Here is a 15,022-nt window from a genome sequence, read left to right as displayed (position 1 = left end):
CGGAGCGTTTCTGGACGGCGGATCCACCGCGCCCCTCATCGAAGCGCCCAGCCAGGGGTCCACGCTTGCGGGCGTCGGTACGTTTCCCTTCGAGACCGGAGGTACTGGCGGAGCTTCGGGAGCGCCGGGTGCGCGTCGTCGTCTCGCCAGAGCAAGGAATGTGGATAGACCAGCATGGGATCACGAACCGGGATACGGCGGAGCCTGTATTCGGAGGGCCACACCAACCGGATGTGCTCCCCCACCAGCGTCGCGACCGTCGATGACGCCGCGACTTCCTCCAGGATCGCGTCGATGCCGAAGTTCGGTCCGACCGTGTCGATCGCAACGCCGAAGCGCGCAGAGAGCTCGTCGTAGTACCGCGACCACTCGGCTCCTGGCACGTTGCCAGGCATCCAGATCCTGTGGCCGGCGAGATCGGCAGGGCTGACCGCCGTCGCCGCCGCCAGGACGTGAGCGTGACCCGTGAGCAGCTCCACGGGATCATCGAGGACACGGGCAGATTTGATATCCATGCCAAGCTGCTCCGCCTGCGTCACCGCGCGAAATGTGGCGTCGATGGCCCCCGACCTCAACGCAGTCAATGCGCTCTGGACATCGAAGATGTGCGTGACGACGTGGAGCTCGACCTCGGGATGCACGGCGTGGAACTCGCGGACCAGCCGCGCGGGACCGAGCTGCGGGTGAATCACGTCGACCCGCAACGGGCGGCGCTCAGGACGCACCGCGTTCACGGCTCGCTCTTCCGCCGCGAGGAGCTCCCGTGCATGCGGCAGGAATGCTTGCCCGTCCAGGGTGAGCCGAGCTCCTCGCGGAGTACGCGCGAAGAGCCGGACGCCCAGCGTCGCCTCGAGCGCAGCCACACGCTTCGAGGCCGCCTGCTGCGTGATCGTCAGACGGATCGCAGCCTCTTGAAATTGCCCCGTGTCGGCGACGGCGACGAACGTGCGTACGCTCTCGAGATCCACGTGGAGTCACCTTCGCGCCCTCGGCGGGCGCGCAAGGTAACAGCTCGCTCGGGCGAGCGGCAACCGTCACGAAGCGCTCGAGCGGGCGGACCGCAGGCGCGCGCCCCGCCCAGCGCCGGGCGGGCGGCGCTCACGATGTGTCGGCCTTACCGGCGCGGCACAACCGGCGGTTGTTCATCCACGAAAAGCAGTTGTTTGATCGGCCGACCCCGCCCCGGCATCGTGCTCCGTGTCCGAGGGGCGCTTCCCCCGAGCGCCTGCGGACGAACCGAGAAGGGAAGCAAGAAATGACGACCGGAAATGACGCTGCATTTGCCCCCCGGGTGATCGAGATTGGCTCAAGCGAGTCCGAGCGCATGATCACGAACATCGGACGCGCCATGAGGCTCGCCTGGGAGATCAACAAGCTCTCCTTCGACGACGCCGACGAGATCCGGAGAAAGTTCAGCGAGCTGACGGGCACGCCGGTCGACCCGAGCTTCTCGCTGATTCCTCCCTTCTATACGGACCAAGGCGTCAACATCCGCGTCGGCAAGAACGTCTTCATCAACCAGTGCTGCCACCTGATGGACATCGGAGGAATCGACATCGGCGATGACGTGATGCTCGGACCGAAGGTAAACCTCATCACATCGTACCATCCCGTCGAGCCCGCCGAACGGCGGGCTCGCGCCCTGGCGAAGCCCATCGTCCTCAAGAAGAACGTCTGGATCTCGGCAGCCGCCACGATCCTGGCTGGTGTGACGATCGGCGAGAGCTCCGTCGTGGCGGCGGGCGCCGTGGTGACGCACGATGTTCCCGCGAACAGCTTCGTGGCGGGTGTCCCCGCCCGCGTGATCCGCGAGCTGCCGTAGGTGTCCGCGACCCGCTCGCCTTGCCGTCGGATGGCGCCTGGCGGCCACGTCTCGGACGCACCGAGGCCCAATATCTACCGCGGCAGTGAAAATCGTCGCATGGGTTCTGCCGCTGGCGCCGCGATCTCCCGCGGCGGGAAGCGACGGACGCAATGCGCGCTCAACCCCCGAGCCACGGCCCCGGAGCACAGCGTGCCGGCGGCTCCCGCCGTCCCGTCAGCGCCGCCGGGCTCCTCCGCGTCGAAGCGCTGCACGATCCGCTCGGGTCTGTGAACGCACACACACGTCAATGACCGCATCGCCTCGAGCCAGTCGAGCGGCCCGGCGAAGATCGCGCTCCTGCGCCCACCCCTCTGAACGCGGCGCTCCGAACGAACCCTCGCTCGACTCGGCGCTCCGAAGCAGGCCCGCCAGCCTCGTCCTCGCTGGAGATCGAGAGGACAGTCGCAGGCCAGTCGATTGGAATTGACATCGACGATGTGAGCGCTCACATTGGCGCCAAGGACCATCCTCTTGCTTGAGCGATCGACGGCGTGCCGCCAGGGTCCATGGGGCACCTGAAGACCCGTGTACATGTGCCTCGCCTCGTGACGCATCAATGGTGGAGAGACGCGGACAGCGCCTCTCGCTTCGCTCGCTCGATGTACCATGGAGTCGCTATGAGAACCAGATTGAGTTGGGCTTTCACCTGGGCCGCGCTGGGCATGATTGTCGGCGCTTGCGGCGGCTCGATTGACGACGGCAACCTCGCGGGAAGCGGCGGAGCCTCGGCGGGCACAGGAGCGAACGTGAGCGGCTCGGGCGGCGAGCAGGCGGCCTCCACCGGAGGGCCTCTGCCTACGGGCTCGGGCAGCTCACAAGCCACAACCGGAGGGGCTGAGGCCTCCGGCTCTGGCGCCGCGGGCGGAGGAGCGCCTGCCGGCGGCGGGGATATGGCAAGCGGGACCGGGGGCTCGGGCGACGGCGGCGGTACGTTCACCGGCACGTGCACCGCGTCACGACCGACAGGTCGAAGCGTGTCGGGGAGCGGCCCTCATCAGGTTGTCGTCGAGACGAACTCAGACCCGGGCATCAACCAGGGCACCATCTTTCGCCCGGCGGATCTCGGTGGGGACACCAAGTATCCGATCTTCGTCTGGGGAGAGGGCGGATGTTCGCGAGACGGGCTCGCGACGGAAGCGGCCATGGCCGAGATCGCCTCGCATGGCTACTTCGTGGTGGCGGACGGCACACCGGAAAACAGGGAGCCCAACCGCGAGCTCGGCGGCGGAGGCGAGGTGCTGCTCGCCTACATCGACTGGGTGATCGCCGAGAACGAGAAGCCTTGCAGCGCCTACTACAGGCATATCGAGACGACGAAGGTCGCCGCGAACGGCTTCTCCTGCGGCGGCTTGATGGCGGCGGGGACCGCCGCAGATCCCAGGATGACGACCTGGGGACACACAAGCAGCGGCTCCTTCTCGGTGAATCAGGCGTTCTACAAGTCGATCCACACCCCCGTATTGATCGTCACCGGCACCGAGGATAGCCTGGGCGCGGACGACAACGGCGCGAGAGACTTCGAGAACATCGCCGCCCGGGGTGATATCCCGGTCATGATGTTCGCCAAGGTCGGCGCGGATCATGGGGGCGATCTGTGGTCCCGGAACGGCGGCGAGTTCACGCAGGTCAACCTGGCGTGGCTCAACTGGTGGCTCAAGGGCGACGAATCGGCCACCGGCAAGGGCATGCTCGTCGGCGCGAGCTGCCGCTTCTGCACGGACAGAAGCTGGAATATCCGCTCTGCCAATCTGCCCTAGAGCGGCTCGCTCTCGAACCGCCTTGCTCCCAGGACGGCGGCGCGCGGGCATCGTCATGAGACAGCCGCCATCACCTGCCGCTCACCATCCCTGAAGAAGATCCCGCGGGCGCTCAGCTCGCGCGGATCACGTCCTCCGCAGCGCGACGGAGCCCGGGCACGCCCGCTCGCACCGCATGGCCCAACCGGAACGCCATCGTGTTGTGCGGGCTCGCGGCGAGCACCGCTGCGCGCACGAGCTCGATCAGCCCTCCGCCGCGCGGCCCGGCCTCCCGTCGAGCTCGGGCTGGACCGCGTTTCTGCCGTATGGCACGAGCGCGTGCACGACGATCCCGGCCATCGCTGGCTGCGCGCTCAGCTCGTCAAGGTCATCGGCGCCCCGCCTGCCTCCCGGCAGGCGTCGCGAGGCCGCCGCCTCGAGTGAAGGCGCGGCTCAGCGCAACGTGGGTCGGGTCGCGGCGCCTGTGAATTTTCCGAAGAATTCGAGGGGATGGCGCAACGGCAAGGATTGCCATGCCGCTACATTTCTGTGATGGCAATCTTTGCCACGACGGCAAGGATTGCCATCCGCGCGCCGCGACCTGCGCGAGCTCGATGGGGCGGCAGCCGCTCTTTCGCCGCGCTCGGTGCGTCGCGCCGCCTGCTTTCGTCGGAAGCGCCCTCGGGCCGCGGGGCGGCACGCAGGTTGCCATGGCGCCCTGACAGCAGGCTGTCACGGCCGGGGTTCGCCCGGCGCAGGCAGCCTGGCAGGTACAGCGCGACGGGCCAGCGCTGCGATGGAGCGCGAGCCGCTTCGGAGCGACCCCGGTCCGCCCTGCGCCACAGGAGCGACAATGCATCTTCGTTATGCCTCCAGGTTCCCCTTCGCCGCCGCGGTCATGTGCGTCGCGGCGTCCGCCTCTCTGGCCGCTTGCGGCGACGCGGGCGCGCCCGGCGAGGTCGCCGACATCGACCCGGAGGAGCGCTCCGCGGAGCGCCGGCAGGCGCTGTCGGCCCCGCTGGACATCGACCCGCTGCGCTCGCTCATCCTCACGAAGGTCACCGACCCGCAGGCCATGACCCGGTTCCCGCTCCAGTTCGTCCTCAATCAGCTCCTCATGAGAGCGGGGACCCTGGATGAACAGACTGCCCTCGATCTCTACCGGCGCTGGTGGGACTTCTTCAACGTGTCCACTGCGGCTCAGTTCCCCGACGCCATCCATTGCGACGACCAGACCAACAGCGAGGGGATCCCCGCGATCAACGGCTACCGGATCGCGTGCGGCCGGCGGGAGGGGCGCCTCGCCACGAGCGATCCGTTCGACCCGAATTCGCCGGACTTCGTGGAGCCGATCGCTGTCGTGAACCGCTTCGATCTGGCGCCGCGGGACGGCTCGCACTGCGGCGAGTACCGGATCGTCTACGCCAAGAAGTCGGCCGGCGTCGCCGACCGCAACCTGTTCATCCTGGAGGCCCAGCTCCCGAATCCCCACCCCGAGTGCGGCATCGCCGCATGCCTCCCTGTCGCCGAGCACTGGGCGCGCCTCTCGACCCTGGACGCCGCCGATCGCGCCAACGAGCTCGAGACGTTCTTCACCGTCGGCCTTGTCGACGCCGGCTTCGGTCCGGTGCTCCATCCGGACAACTTCGCCGACGCGGTCCACGGCCCCGGAGGAAGCCGCGGCACGGGCCAGATCCGCACCAACCAGTTCATGGGCAACGCCGGCGCCCCCGGGCAGGTCCAGCCCGGCCAGATCTGGCACCTCCGCGAGTTCAAGATCGCAAGGGTCGACGGCGGGGATCGGCTCTTCCTCAAGCCGGTCACGGTGAAGGAGAACCCCTTCGGCCCGCTGTTCAGCACGAACTTCGATCCGAACGACTTCCGCTACTCGTGGTTCATGGACGACTTCCTCGAGTCGGTGGACAGGCTCACGACCCTCAGCACCGACATCAACGACATCAGGCTCACGAGCTCGAGGGAGGCCCTCTACAACGCGGGCCAGAGCGCCATCGACGACAGCAACGACTACCTGAACCAGCTATTGCCGGAGTTCAACTCGCTGCCGAACCTCGAGCTGCGCGACCGGATCCAGGACGAGCTCGTGCGCCTCGGGCGGGACGCCATCTTCACGCCCGCGGACGTGGCCAACCGCGCCACCACCCAGTCGTGCGCCGGGTGCCACCAGCTGAGCGCCGGCGACTCGCTCGGCAACGGCGTGACGTGGCCCGAGGAGGAGCAGGGGGATGAGCTCCGGTTCGTCCACGTCAGGGAGGACGGGGATCTCTCCAGGGCGCTCACCGATTTCTTCCTCCCGCACCGCGAGGGCGTCCTCGAGGCGTTCCTCGCGGCGCACGCGGACGGGGACACGTGCCCCACGCCGTCCACGCCGACGACCTCGGCCGCGCTCGCGGTGGAGGGCGACGCGCCGGTCCCCACGCTCGGCGGCGCGACGACGCACTGATCGCGCGCCCCGCGAGGCGCCTGCGCCTCTGCGCCGCGCGGGCGCTCCTGTCGCGCCCGCGAGCGCGCCGGAGGCGCACGTCACGCCGGCTCGGCGCCGCGCGGCGCGCGCGCCCGGGGCCCGCGGGAGGTGACGCCGCGCCGCGCTCGATGTACGCGGCGGAGAGGTCGCGTGCGGGGCGCTTGGCTGCTCGTGGGTCTGCTGCTCGGGTCCGGGGGCGCGTGCGCCGCCGCGCCGGACCGGCCGGATCGCGCCGGCGCGCCGCCCGCCCCGCAGGCCGCTGCCGCGCCCGGCGCAGCGCAGCCGCCGCGGCCGGCGCTGCCCACGCCGGCGCTGCCCACGCCGGCGCGGGGCCGCCTGCACGCGGCCGTGGCAGCGAACCGCGCCTGCGAGGGCTGCCACGACGAGGTGGCGCGGGAGTGGCGCGCCTCGCTGCACCGCAGCGCCGACACCGAGCCGGCCTACCGCCGGGCGTTCGCCGACGAGCCCATGCCGTTCTGCCGCGGCTGCCACGCGCCCGAGGCCGTGCCGACGGAGCCCGAGCCCGAGGCCGTGGGCGCCCTCGGCGTCGGCTGCGTGACATGCCACGTCACCGCCGCCTCGTCGGCCGACGCCTCGGCCGGCGTGCTCGCCGCGCCCTGGACCCGCCCCGGGCCGCCGCCCGCCGCGCCGCACCCCGTCGTGCGCGACGCCCGCTTCGCCGGCGCGGCCGCCTGCGCCTCCTGCCACGAGTTCCCCTTCCCCACCGCGCGCGGCAGCCGCAGGCCCGAGCACCTCATGCAGTCGACCCTCACCGAGCACCGGCGCTCGCCGGCCGCGGACCGGCCCTGCGCCGACTGCCACATGCCCGCGGGCGCGGCGGGCCGGCGCAGCCACGTCTTCATGGGATCGCGCGACCCGGCCTTCGTGCGCAGCGCGGTCTCGGTGTCGGCCCGGCGCACCTCGGCCACGGCGGTGGAGATCACCCTCGCGCCCGCGAACGCGGGGCACGCGTTCCCGACCGGAGACCTCTTCCGGCGCCTGGAGATCAGCGCCGAGGCGCTCGGGCCCGACGACATGGTGCTGGGGCAGGCGGACAGGTTCCTCGCGCGCCACGTCGCGACGAGGCCGGGCCAGGTCGGGCGGCGCCTCACCGCCGACGATCGCGTGCACGCGGCGCCGGTGACGGTCGCGCTCGAGGTGGGGCCCGCCGGAGAGGGCCGGGAGATCGCCTGGCGGGTCGCGTACCAGCGCGTCGCGCACCCCGTGGGCGTGGACGAGCGCGACGCCGTCGTGGAGGGCGAGATCACGGTGGCGTCCGGGAGGCTCGCGCCGTAAACGCGGGGGCGTCCGGGCGAGCGACGAGGGAACGACCGGAGGAGGACGAGCACCGATGCGCGGAAGATCGATGGGAGCGGGCGTGCTGTGGATGACCCTCGCTGGCTGCGGCGCCGCGCCGCCGCCGGAGCCGGCGGGCGCGGGCGCGCCCCCGTCGAGCGCGCCGGCGCCGGCCGGCGACACCGTCCAGGCGGCGCAGCCAGCGCCCGCGGCCTCCGCGCCGGCGGCGCCGGCCTCGCCGTTCATCCCGGTGGCCCGCGCGCCCTTCGACGAGGTGCGCCTCCTGCCCATCGAGGGCGCGATGCTCCTCGCCGGCGGCGTCAGCATCCAGGACGAGGCCGACGGCTGGTGGGGCTACCCGCTCGGCGTGCTGCTGCCGGACGGCACGATCGAGGTCCAGAAGTCGCTGCGCCTGCCGTCCGGCCTGCGCCAGGTGGCCGGCGTGGTGGGGCGCTGGCCCGACTCCATCGACGTCATCGCCACGGGGGACACGGGGCGGACCGGCATCGCCGAGCTCTGGACGCTGGGGCCGCGGGGCTGGCAGCAGCGCCACGAGAAGCACGGGAACGCGTTCGTGGGGCTGGCGAAGATCGGGGCCTCGGTCGTCGCGCTGCAGGCCCCGGTGATGGCGCCGTTCCACGAGTCGCAGTTCGTGGCCGTGCGCGGGCCGAAGCCCGGGCTGAAGCTCACCCCCTCGGTGAAGAAGGAGTGCTCGATCGAAGGCTTCGACATGCCCACCCAGCGCACGGCGGTGCTCCCGCACGCTGTGGGCTCGACCGGCGACGGCAAGGTCCTCAGCTACGGGCGGAGCTGCGCGGGCGAGCCGTCGCTGGAGCTATGGCAGCCCGGCGCGAGGACCTCGGCGATCCTCGGGCTCGATCTCGCGAAGCGGGAGGACCACGGCGGCGCCCCGCCGCAGGTCCTCGCGGGCGCGGCGAACGACGCCTGGATCTTCGACGGGTTCGCGTCGCGCTTCGACGGCGCGACATGGAAGGAGGTCGAGGGGCCGAGCCCCGGGGCAGGCGTCGCCGACGCCGCCGTCGCCGGCGACGGGACGCTCTGGGTGCTGAGCGACGGCGCTGTGTTCGCGCGCCGCGGGGAGACGTGGGAGCGCACCCCCCTGCCCGAGGGCGTCAAGGCCCACGACCTGGCGACGGCGAGCGACGGCACCCTGTGGATCGCGGCGGGCGGGGCGCTCCTGCGCCACGGCAAGCCCGGCGAGCGCTCCGGCGCGCCCGCCGGCGCGACCGTGCCGCTCGACAAGGCGCCTGGACAGGCGCCGATGTCCTCGCAGCGTCAGCTCGTCAAGCCGGGGGGTCCGACCTGCCCGCGCAACCTTGTCGTTCTCTACACCTTCAGCAAGATCACCCCCGACGACTACGACTTCCCCCTCACCCGCAAGGCCCTCAAGGGGCACACCGAGTTCGCGAGCGCGCGCTTCGCTGTGACCCGCGACGGCGGCCGGAGGTTCTTCGCCGCGCTCGTACCGAGCTTCGACATGGGCCAGAAGCTCTCCGCGCTCATCCGCAAGGAGGTGCAGGGCTCGAGCCCCAACGTCGTCTGCGCCGACCCGGAGATCCTGCGCGAGCTGACGCTCGATCTGAAGTCGGGCGAGGTGGTGAAGTAGCCTCATGGCGGAGCGCGGCGTGCCCGCTGCGCGGCGAGAGCGCCCTCGTCCTCGTCAGCCTCGAGATCGGAGGCCGACGCTGGCAAGGTAGGCCTCCAGGGCCGGCGCATGCTCGGACGACACGATGGCGCCGATATAGCCGTCGGGCCGGACGAGCGCCCAGTCGCCGGGCGACACGCCATAGGCCGCGCGGAGATGGCCGCCCTCATCGACGATGTCGCCGCGCGGCCCGACGGCGTGGATGTGGAGCCCGGGGCGCGGCTCGACGGCCGAGAGCCGGTCGAGCCCGTAACCCAGCAAGGTCCAGTGCGGCCCCTGAAAGAGCTTGAAGAGCCGTGTCGGCATCCCCGCCACGCCGCGGACGGGCGCGTCCGGCGCCCTGTCGCCCGCGCGGATGCCGCCGCTGCGCTTCGGCGCTTCCATGGCCAGCGACGACCCCCTGTATCCCAGATCGAGCTGATGCACCTCGCGCCCGCGGCGCATGACGCCTCGCTTGGCCGCCTCCAGCAGCTTCGTCGTCAGGCCGAGCATCTCCGCGGCGATCGGCCGGCGCTCCTCCTCGTAGGTCGCGAGCAGCGCGTCCGGCGCGCCTGCCAGGACGGCGGCGAGCTTCCAGCCGAGGTTGTAGGCGTCCTGCACGCTCGTATTGAGGCCCTGCCCACCCGTCGGCGGGTGGATATGCGCGGCATCGCCGGCGAGCAAGACGCGCCCGTCCCGGTAACGGTCGGCGAGGCGCGCGTTCATTGTATAAGCCGAGGCCCAGGAGACAGAGCGGATCACGATGTCGCCTCGGCCCGTGCGGCCCGCGACCATCGCTGTGAGGCCTTCCGGGGAGAGATCGACATCGCCCTCCAGAGGAATCGGCGCCAGCACCTGGAACATGTCGGTGCCCATGAGCGGGCACAGCGATACCTGCTTTTCCATCGGCCCTGGCTTGAATTGATGCCAGGCGTCCCTGCTGAGCCCATCCAGGACGACATCGGCGACGACGGCGCGCACCCCCAGGGTCTTGCCGGGAAAGCCGATCGCGAGCGCGTTCCGTACGACGCTGCGGCCGCCGTCCGCGCCGACGAGGTAGCGGGCACGGACGGTCTCCTCGCCCGCCGGTCCAGCGATGCGGGCGTCGACGCCCTCGCCATCCTGCTCGAAGCCCTTCAGCTCTCGGCCGAACTCCGGGTAGCTCCCGAGCTCCGCCAGGCGCTCGCGCATCGCGGCTTCGGTCAGGAACTGGGGCACGAGGAGCGCCAGATGATAGGGCTCGCCAGGTGTCGGATCCTGAGGCTCCATGATCTGCGACTCCTCGTGGCCTCCATCGTCGCGATACTCCCGCTGGGGCGGGTACAGGCCGCCAGCCGCGACGACGCGGTCGAGGATGCCCAGGTCCTCGAACACCTCCTGGCTGCGCGGCTGGATCCCCTTGCCGCGCGAGCCGCGAAACGGCCCGTCCAGCCTGTCGATGAGCCGGAACGCAACGCCCCGGCGGGCGAGCTCAATGGCCAGGGTCAACCCGGCAGCACCTGCGCCAACGATCAGGACATCCGTCGAACAATGTGATTCCACGGCGAGCTCCGCTTTTTCTTGGACCGCGTTTCGAATATGTGTACTATGCATATAGTTACGCCCGCCGGAGCGTCAAGAGAATTTGTGCAAAATACACGGACTACAAAAAAGAAGCTCCGCGAGCTCCACGGAGCCATGGTCGATCTGGTGGCGCTCATGAATCAGCCGCAGCGCGATCTGGCGCTGCTCGCGGAGGCGGGCATCTCCCTGGATCGAGCCCTCTTTCCGCTGCTGGTGGGGATCGAGCGCTACGGGCCGATCGGCGTTGTCGAGCTCTCGGAGCGAGCCGGGCGGGATTACACGACCGTCAGCCGCCAGGTAGCAAAGCTCGAGAGCCTGGGGCTGATCGAACGTCGGCCCAGCCCAGCCGATCGCCGCATCCATGAGGCGGTGATCACCGACAAGGGGCGGCAGATGACGGACGCCTTGGACGCCGCTCGTCAGAGAATTGCGGCCCCCATCCTCGCCAGGTGGAGTGAGGAGGACTTCAACGACCTGGTGCGCCTGATGCGCCGGTTCGTTGACGACTTGATGTCGACGTCCGGCGGACCGGACAGGACCTGAGGGGCAGACCACGCCGCTCCTCGACGGGGTGTCGCCTGGGAGAGGACGCCGGTGGCGGCCAGCGGTCGGCTTGCATTTGCGGGTCCGCGGCAGGTAGCTTGGTGGAGCCGCGGGCGCCCAACCTGGGTCGGTCCCCCGCGGCGTTGTACCCAGGAATCGCCTTCCTTTCGATCGTGGCACTGGGTTTGCCTGGGGGCGTTCGCCCGGCCAGTCGGGCGAGGAGGTCTTGGACGATGCGCAAGCTGTGGGCGGCTACGGTGATGGCGGCGGCGGCGCTGGCGACGGCGCCACGACCCGTCGAGGCGTGCGGTGGATTCTTTTGCGGACGACAGCCGGTGGACCAGACCGCAGAGCGGATCCTGTTCGCGACGAACCAGGACGGCTCGGTCACGATGGTGACGCAGATCCAGTATGCGGGCGCGGCGCCGGACTTCGCCTGGGTGGTTCCGCTCGCCGAGGTGCCGGCGGCGGACAGCCTCGCTGTGTTCCCGCAGCTCGCGCTCACCGCCCTCGATGCAGCGACGGGCCCGCAGTTCCAGTGGCCCGACGACCCGAGCTGCGACCTCCCCGTGTTCGCCGGCGCGGGGCCGACCGCGAGCGACGGCGGCGTCGACGACGGCGGCGTCACGGTGCACCTCCGGGAAGAGGTAGGGCCGTACGACGTGGCCGTGATCGAGTCGACCGATCCCGCGGCGCTCGTCGACTGGCTCCGCGGCAACGGGTTCCGCGTCAACGACGCGATGGCGCCGTACATCCGCATCTATACGAGCGAGGGGATGAAGTTCCTCGCGCTGCGGCTCCAGCCGGACGCCGAGGTCAGCGACATCCAGCCGTTCCGCTTCACGCTTCCGTCGGGGTCGCCGTCGATCCCGATCCGGCTGACGGCGATCGCGGCCGAGCCGGAGATGGGCATCACCGTGATGATCCTCGGCGACCGGCGCTACGGGCCGGCCAACTGGCCGGACGTCGAGATCGACGACGACAAGATCGTCTGGAGGCTGTACGACTGGCCGTTGCAGACGAACTGGACGGCGCTCGTCGCGCGCGGCGTGGACGAGGCCGGCGGTCGCGGCTTCGTCACGGAGATGAGCGGACCGACGGCCAGCATCGCCGAGCAGGTCCGCAACACGATGAGCTCGGACGAGGCGCAGGTGGAGGCGCGCGACGCGCTGCTGCCGCTCCTGGAGGGCAACGCGACGATCACCCGGCTCTATACCCGCCTGTCGCCCGAGGAGATGACAGTCGATCCGATCTTCCGGCGCACCGACGGTCCCGATGTATCGAACGTCCGCGTGCTCCCGCGGTACGTCGAGGGCCGCGACATGTGCGGGGGCGCTCCGAACGCCGAGAGCGCCGCCGCGTCGCCGTGCGACTTCGCGGCGTGCGGCGCAGGCGGCCTGTGCCGCGTCGTCGAGGTCGCGGGCGGCGCCCAGCCTGTGGCCGCCTGCGCGTGCGTGCCAGGGACGACAGCGCGCACGACGTTCGATCCGTCGGGTCAGCCGATGGTGACCTGCCAGGACCTCCGCATGTCGTTCCTCAACCCGGGTGACCGGGCGCTTCCGGACGCGCCGCCGCTCGCGGATCCTTGTGCGACGTTCGATTGCGGCCCGAACGGCGAGTGCGTGCCCATGAACATGACGCCGACCTGCCGCTGTTCGGCGGGTCATGTGGCGGTCGGCGCGATCGCCGCCGACGGCAGCCGGGAGACGACCTGCGTGCTTCCCGACGAGCCCGTCCCCGCGTCCTTCTACGACCGGCGCGTCCCGCCGCTGCCCGATTCGCTGCCGGGTGGCCGACCTGTCGATGTCCCGCCGCCCGCCGTCCAGGCCGCGTCTGGAGGCTGCAACGCCGGCGGCCACGCTGGCAGCGCCGGCGGCCTCGGCGGCGCGCTGCTCGGGATGCTGCTCGCCGTGCGACGCCGCCGGCGCTCGTAGGAGCCCGCGCCGTGGCCTGCGCGACGTCCGCCGCCTGTCTCGTCGTGCTCGTTGCGCTCGCTCCTGGCTGCGCCGGCGGGGACGAGCCGCAGGCGCAGGGCGTCGCCGAGCTCGGCACCGGCGAGTGGCAGTTCGAGCCGTTGGCCGACGGCCAGGAGGTCGAGCTCGCCCATGGCGCCCAGGGCGGCTGGCACCTGTGGACCAGCGTCCGGACGCTCGGCCTGGAGCCCGAGGGCGTGGAGCTCGAGGTCACGACGACAGTGATCGGCGACCCCTCCTCGGCGACGACGAGCCGGGGGAGGATCGAGCTCACGGAGCTCGAGGACGGCCGGTGCGAGTTCATCGGATGGCCGGCCGTGCTCGGTGAGCCAGCTTGTGCCATCGGCCAACCGCTCCGGATCAGGGGGGTGGTGACCGACGCGCGAGGCATGGTTGCGACCGGCGAGCGGCTTGTGCGCCCCCGGTGGGACAGCGACGAAGCGTGCGCCGGGCGGCCGTAGGGAGCCCAGGCCTGGCGGACGTCGCAGGCCACAGCAAAGTAATTTGAAGGATCGAGCCCCGCGGCGGCATCAAGAGCACCGAACAGAAGCTCCCGCCGCCAGGCAGCCGATGTCGGTCGCATCGCGTCGTCGCTCCTCGTCGCCTTGTATCAGCAGGGCTCCGCGGCGCGCCTGGCGCTGCACCGACGTCGACTGACTGGCTCCGTCCGGTTTCGTCCGGCGATCCAGCTCGACGGAGTTTATCATGAAATTTTACACCATTCTTGCTTCATCCGTTCTCCTTTCGGCGTGCATCGGACAGGTGAATGACGTCTCCACCGATGGGACGGACGGCAATTCCGCCGCCACCCTCGGAGGCGCTGTCGATGGCGCGCCGCTCTCGGGGGAGCGCCCGCCGACGCGTGAGGAGGCGGAGGCCATCCTCGATCGCGTTGTCGCGCTCTACCAGGACCACGCCGCGGCCGCGAATCCGGCAGGTACCCACAATATATCGTGGAGAATCGACTGGGACAGCGATGCGGTCAGCGCCCATGTGCTGCTCAACGCCGGCGAGGACTGGACAGTTGAAGTGAGCAAGGGATACCTCACTGTCTCGAGCATGACGCCGGAGGTGTTCGCGCTCACGATGTGCCACGAGATGGGGCACTTCATCGGCGGGTTCCCGTTCAAGACCTCCCGCCGCGTGGACAGCGCGCTGGGCACGTCGATCTCCTCCGAGGGGCAGTCCGACTACTTTGCCACCAAGGACTGCTTGCCGCGGCTGTGGGCGAATGAAACCGAGGCCAACGCCGCGGCGTTCGCCGAGCTCGACCCTTCCGCGCGCGAGCGTTGCACCGCGGCAACCAGCGACCTGGCGAGCCAGCAGCTCTGCGGCCGGATCCTGCTCGCCAGCCTGCAGACGGGGCGGTTCTACGAGGAGCAGGCCGTGCTGCAGGCGCCCAGGGAGCTCGTCTACCCGCGATTCGACACACCGGACACGACCGAGGTCGCGGTGACGAAGGAGGGCCATCCTGAGTCCCAGTGCCGCCTCGACACGCTGGTGGCGGGAGCCGTGTGCAGCGTGAAGGCGACGGGGACCGGGATCCCGGGGCTCGTGCCGCCGTACGGCGAGTACAGCGATGCGAGCGAGGAAGCAGCGCGCCCGTTCGCGTGCCAGACCGGCCCCGGGGCTCGACCGAGGTGCTGGTTCCAGCCGGACACCGTGGTCACCGACTGCTCCGAGCTCGGTCAGCAAGCGTGCGTCGTCAACGACGACGGCACACATGGGGTCCGGTACTGCGGCACGACGTCCGGTGTGGACTATTACTGGTGCTTCCAGGACGAGGTGTGCAAGACGGGCAGAGACGGTTTCTCGGACTGCTATGCTCCCGATGTCGATCCCGACGAGGGATCTCCCTGAGCTCGATCGGCCGCTGGACGGACGCGCCTCCGGACGAGCCCGCGAGCGCACGGGTTCCGC

Annotated in this window: 11 protein-coding genes; 9 read left to right on the top strand and 2 right to left on the bottom strand. The window is 70.7% G+C overall.

Annotated elements, in window-relative coordinates; genetic code table 11:
* Positions 1-35 precede the first annotated feature (35 nt).
* Positions 36-968 (bottom strand): LysR family transcriptional regulator, encoded by a 933-nt coding sequence (locus WMF42_RS10710; RefSeq protein WP_061608957.1) that lies wholly within the window; start codon positions 966-968, stop codon positions 36-38.
* 287 nt (positions 969-1,255) lie between these two features.
* On the opposite strand from WMF42_RS10710, the gene WMF42_RS10705 reads away from it, so the two are divergent.
* The 5 genes from WMF42_RS10705 to WMF42_RS10685 all read left to right on the top strand — a co-directional run bounded on the left by WMF42_RS10705 (position 1,256) and on the right by WMF42_RS10685 (position 9,005).
* The gene (locus WMF42_RS10705) at positions 1,256-1,822 is read left to right on the top strand and encodes a transferase (RefSeq protein ID WP_061608958.1); all 567 of its coding nucleotides are present in this window, start codon (positions 1,256-1,258) and stop codon (positions 1,820-1,822) included.
* 659 nt (positions 1,823-2,481) lie between these two features.
* Positions 2,482-3,621, top strand: a complete 1,140-nt coding sequence (locus tag WMF42_RS10700; protein WP_437691822.1) for an alpha/beta hydrolase family protein — start codon at positions 2,482-2,484, stop codon at positions 3,619-3,621.
* Positions 3,622-4,453: 832 nt separating this feature from the next.
* Positions 4,454-6,061 carry a hypothetical protein gene (locus WMF42_RS10695; protein ID WP_437691821.1) on the top strand — a complete coding sequence of 536 codons (1,608 nt, stop codon included), beginning with the start codon at positions 4,454-4,456 and terminating at the stop codon, positions 6,059-6,061.
* 171 nt (positions 6,062-6,232) lie between these two features.
* Positions 6,233-7,378, top strand: coding sequence for a multiheme c-type cytochrome (locus WMF42_RS10690; RefSeq protein ID WP_437691820.1), 1,146 nt, complete (start codon positions 6,233-6,235; stop codon positions 7,376-7,378).
* 55 nt (positions 7,379-7,433) lie between these two features.
* Entirely contained in the window at positions 7,434-9,005 is a 1,572-nt protein-coding gene (locus WMF42_RS10685; RefSeq protein ID WP_437691819.1) for a WD40/YVTN/BNR-like repeat-containing protein, read from the top strand.
* Positions 9,006-9,059: 54 nt separating this feature from the next.
* Here the strand turns inward: WMF42_RS10685 and WMF42_RS10680 are convergent, their stop codons facing one another.
* Positions 9,060-10,616, bottom strand: coding sequence for an FAD-dependent oxidoreductase (locus WMF42_RS10680; RefSeq protein ID WP_437691818.1), 1,557 nt, complete (start codon positions 10,614-10,616; stop codon positions 9,060-9,062).
* On the opposite strand from WMF42_RS10680, the gene WMF42_RS10675 reads away from it, so the two are divergent.
* From WMF42_RS10675 to WMF42_RS10660, 4 genes are all read left to right on the top strand, one after another.
* Positions 10,611-11,129 (top strand): MarR family winged helix-turn-helix transcriptional regulator, encoded by a 519-nt coding sequence (locus WMF42_RS10675; protein ID WP_061606041.1) that lies wholly within the window; start codon positions 10,611-10,613, stop codon positions 11,127-11,129. The genes WMF42_RS10680 and WMF42_RS10675 overlap by 6 nt on opposite strands.
* 233 nt (positions 11,130-11,362) lie before the next feature.
* Complete coding sequence (locus WMF42_RS10670; protein WP_437691817.1) at positions 11,363-13,063, top strand: DUF2330 domain-containing protein; 1,701 nt, start codon at positions 11,363-11,365, stop codon at positions 13,061-13,063.
* An 11-nt stretch (positions 13,064-13,074) separates the two neighbouring features.
* Positions 13,075-13,563, top strand: a complete 489-nt coding sequence (locus WMF42_RS10665; protein ID WP_061606039.1) for a hypothetical protein — start codon at positions 13,075-13,077, stop codon at positions 13,561-13,563.
* Positions 13,564-13,807: 244 nt separating this feature from the next.
* Positions 13,808-14,962, top strand: a complete 1,155-nt coding sequence (locus WMF42_RS10660; RefSeq protein WP_437691816.1) for a hypothetical protein — start codon at positions 13,808-13,810, stop codon at positions 14,960-14,962.
* Positions 14,963-15,022: the final 60 nt, after the last annotated feature.

The sequence above is a fragment of the Sorangium sp. So ce176 genome, from assembly GCF_051519835.1.
In the GTDB taxonomy this organism is placed as follows: Bacteria; Myxococcota_A; Polyangia; order Polyangiales; family Polyangiaceae; genus Sorangium; species Sorangium cellulosum_G.
The sequence above is the reverse complement of the archived record's forward strand: the minus strand, read 5'-3'. Positions and strand labels throughout refer to the sequence as shown.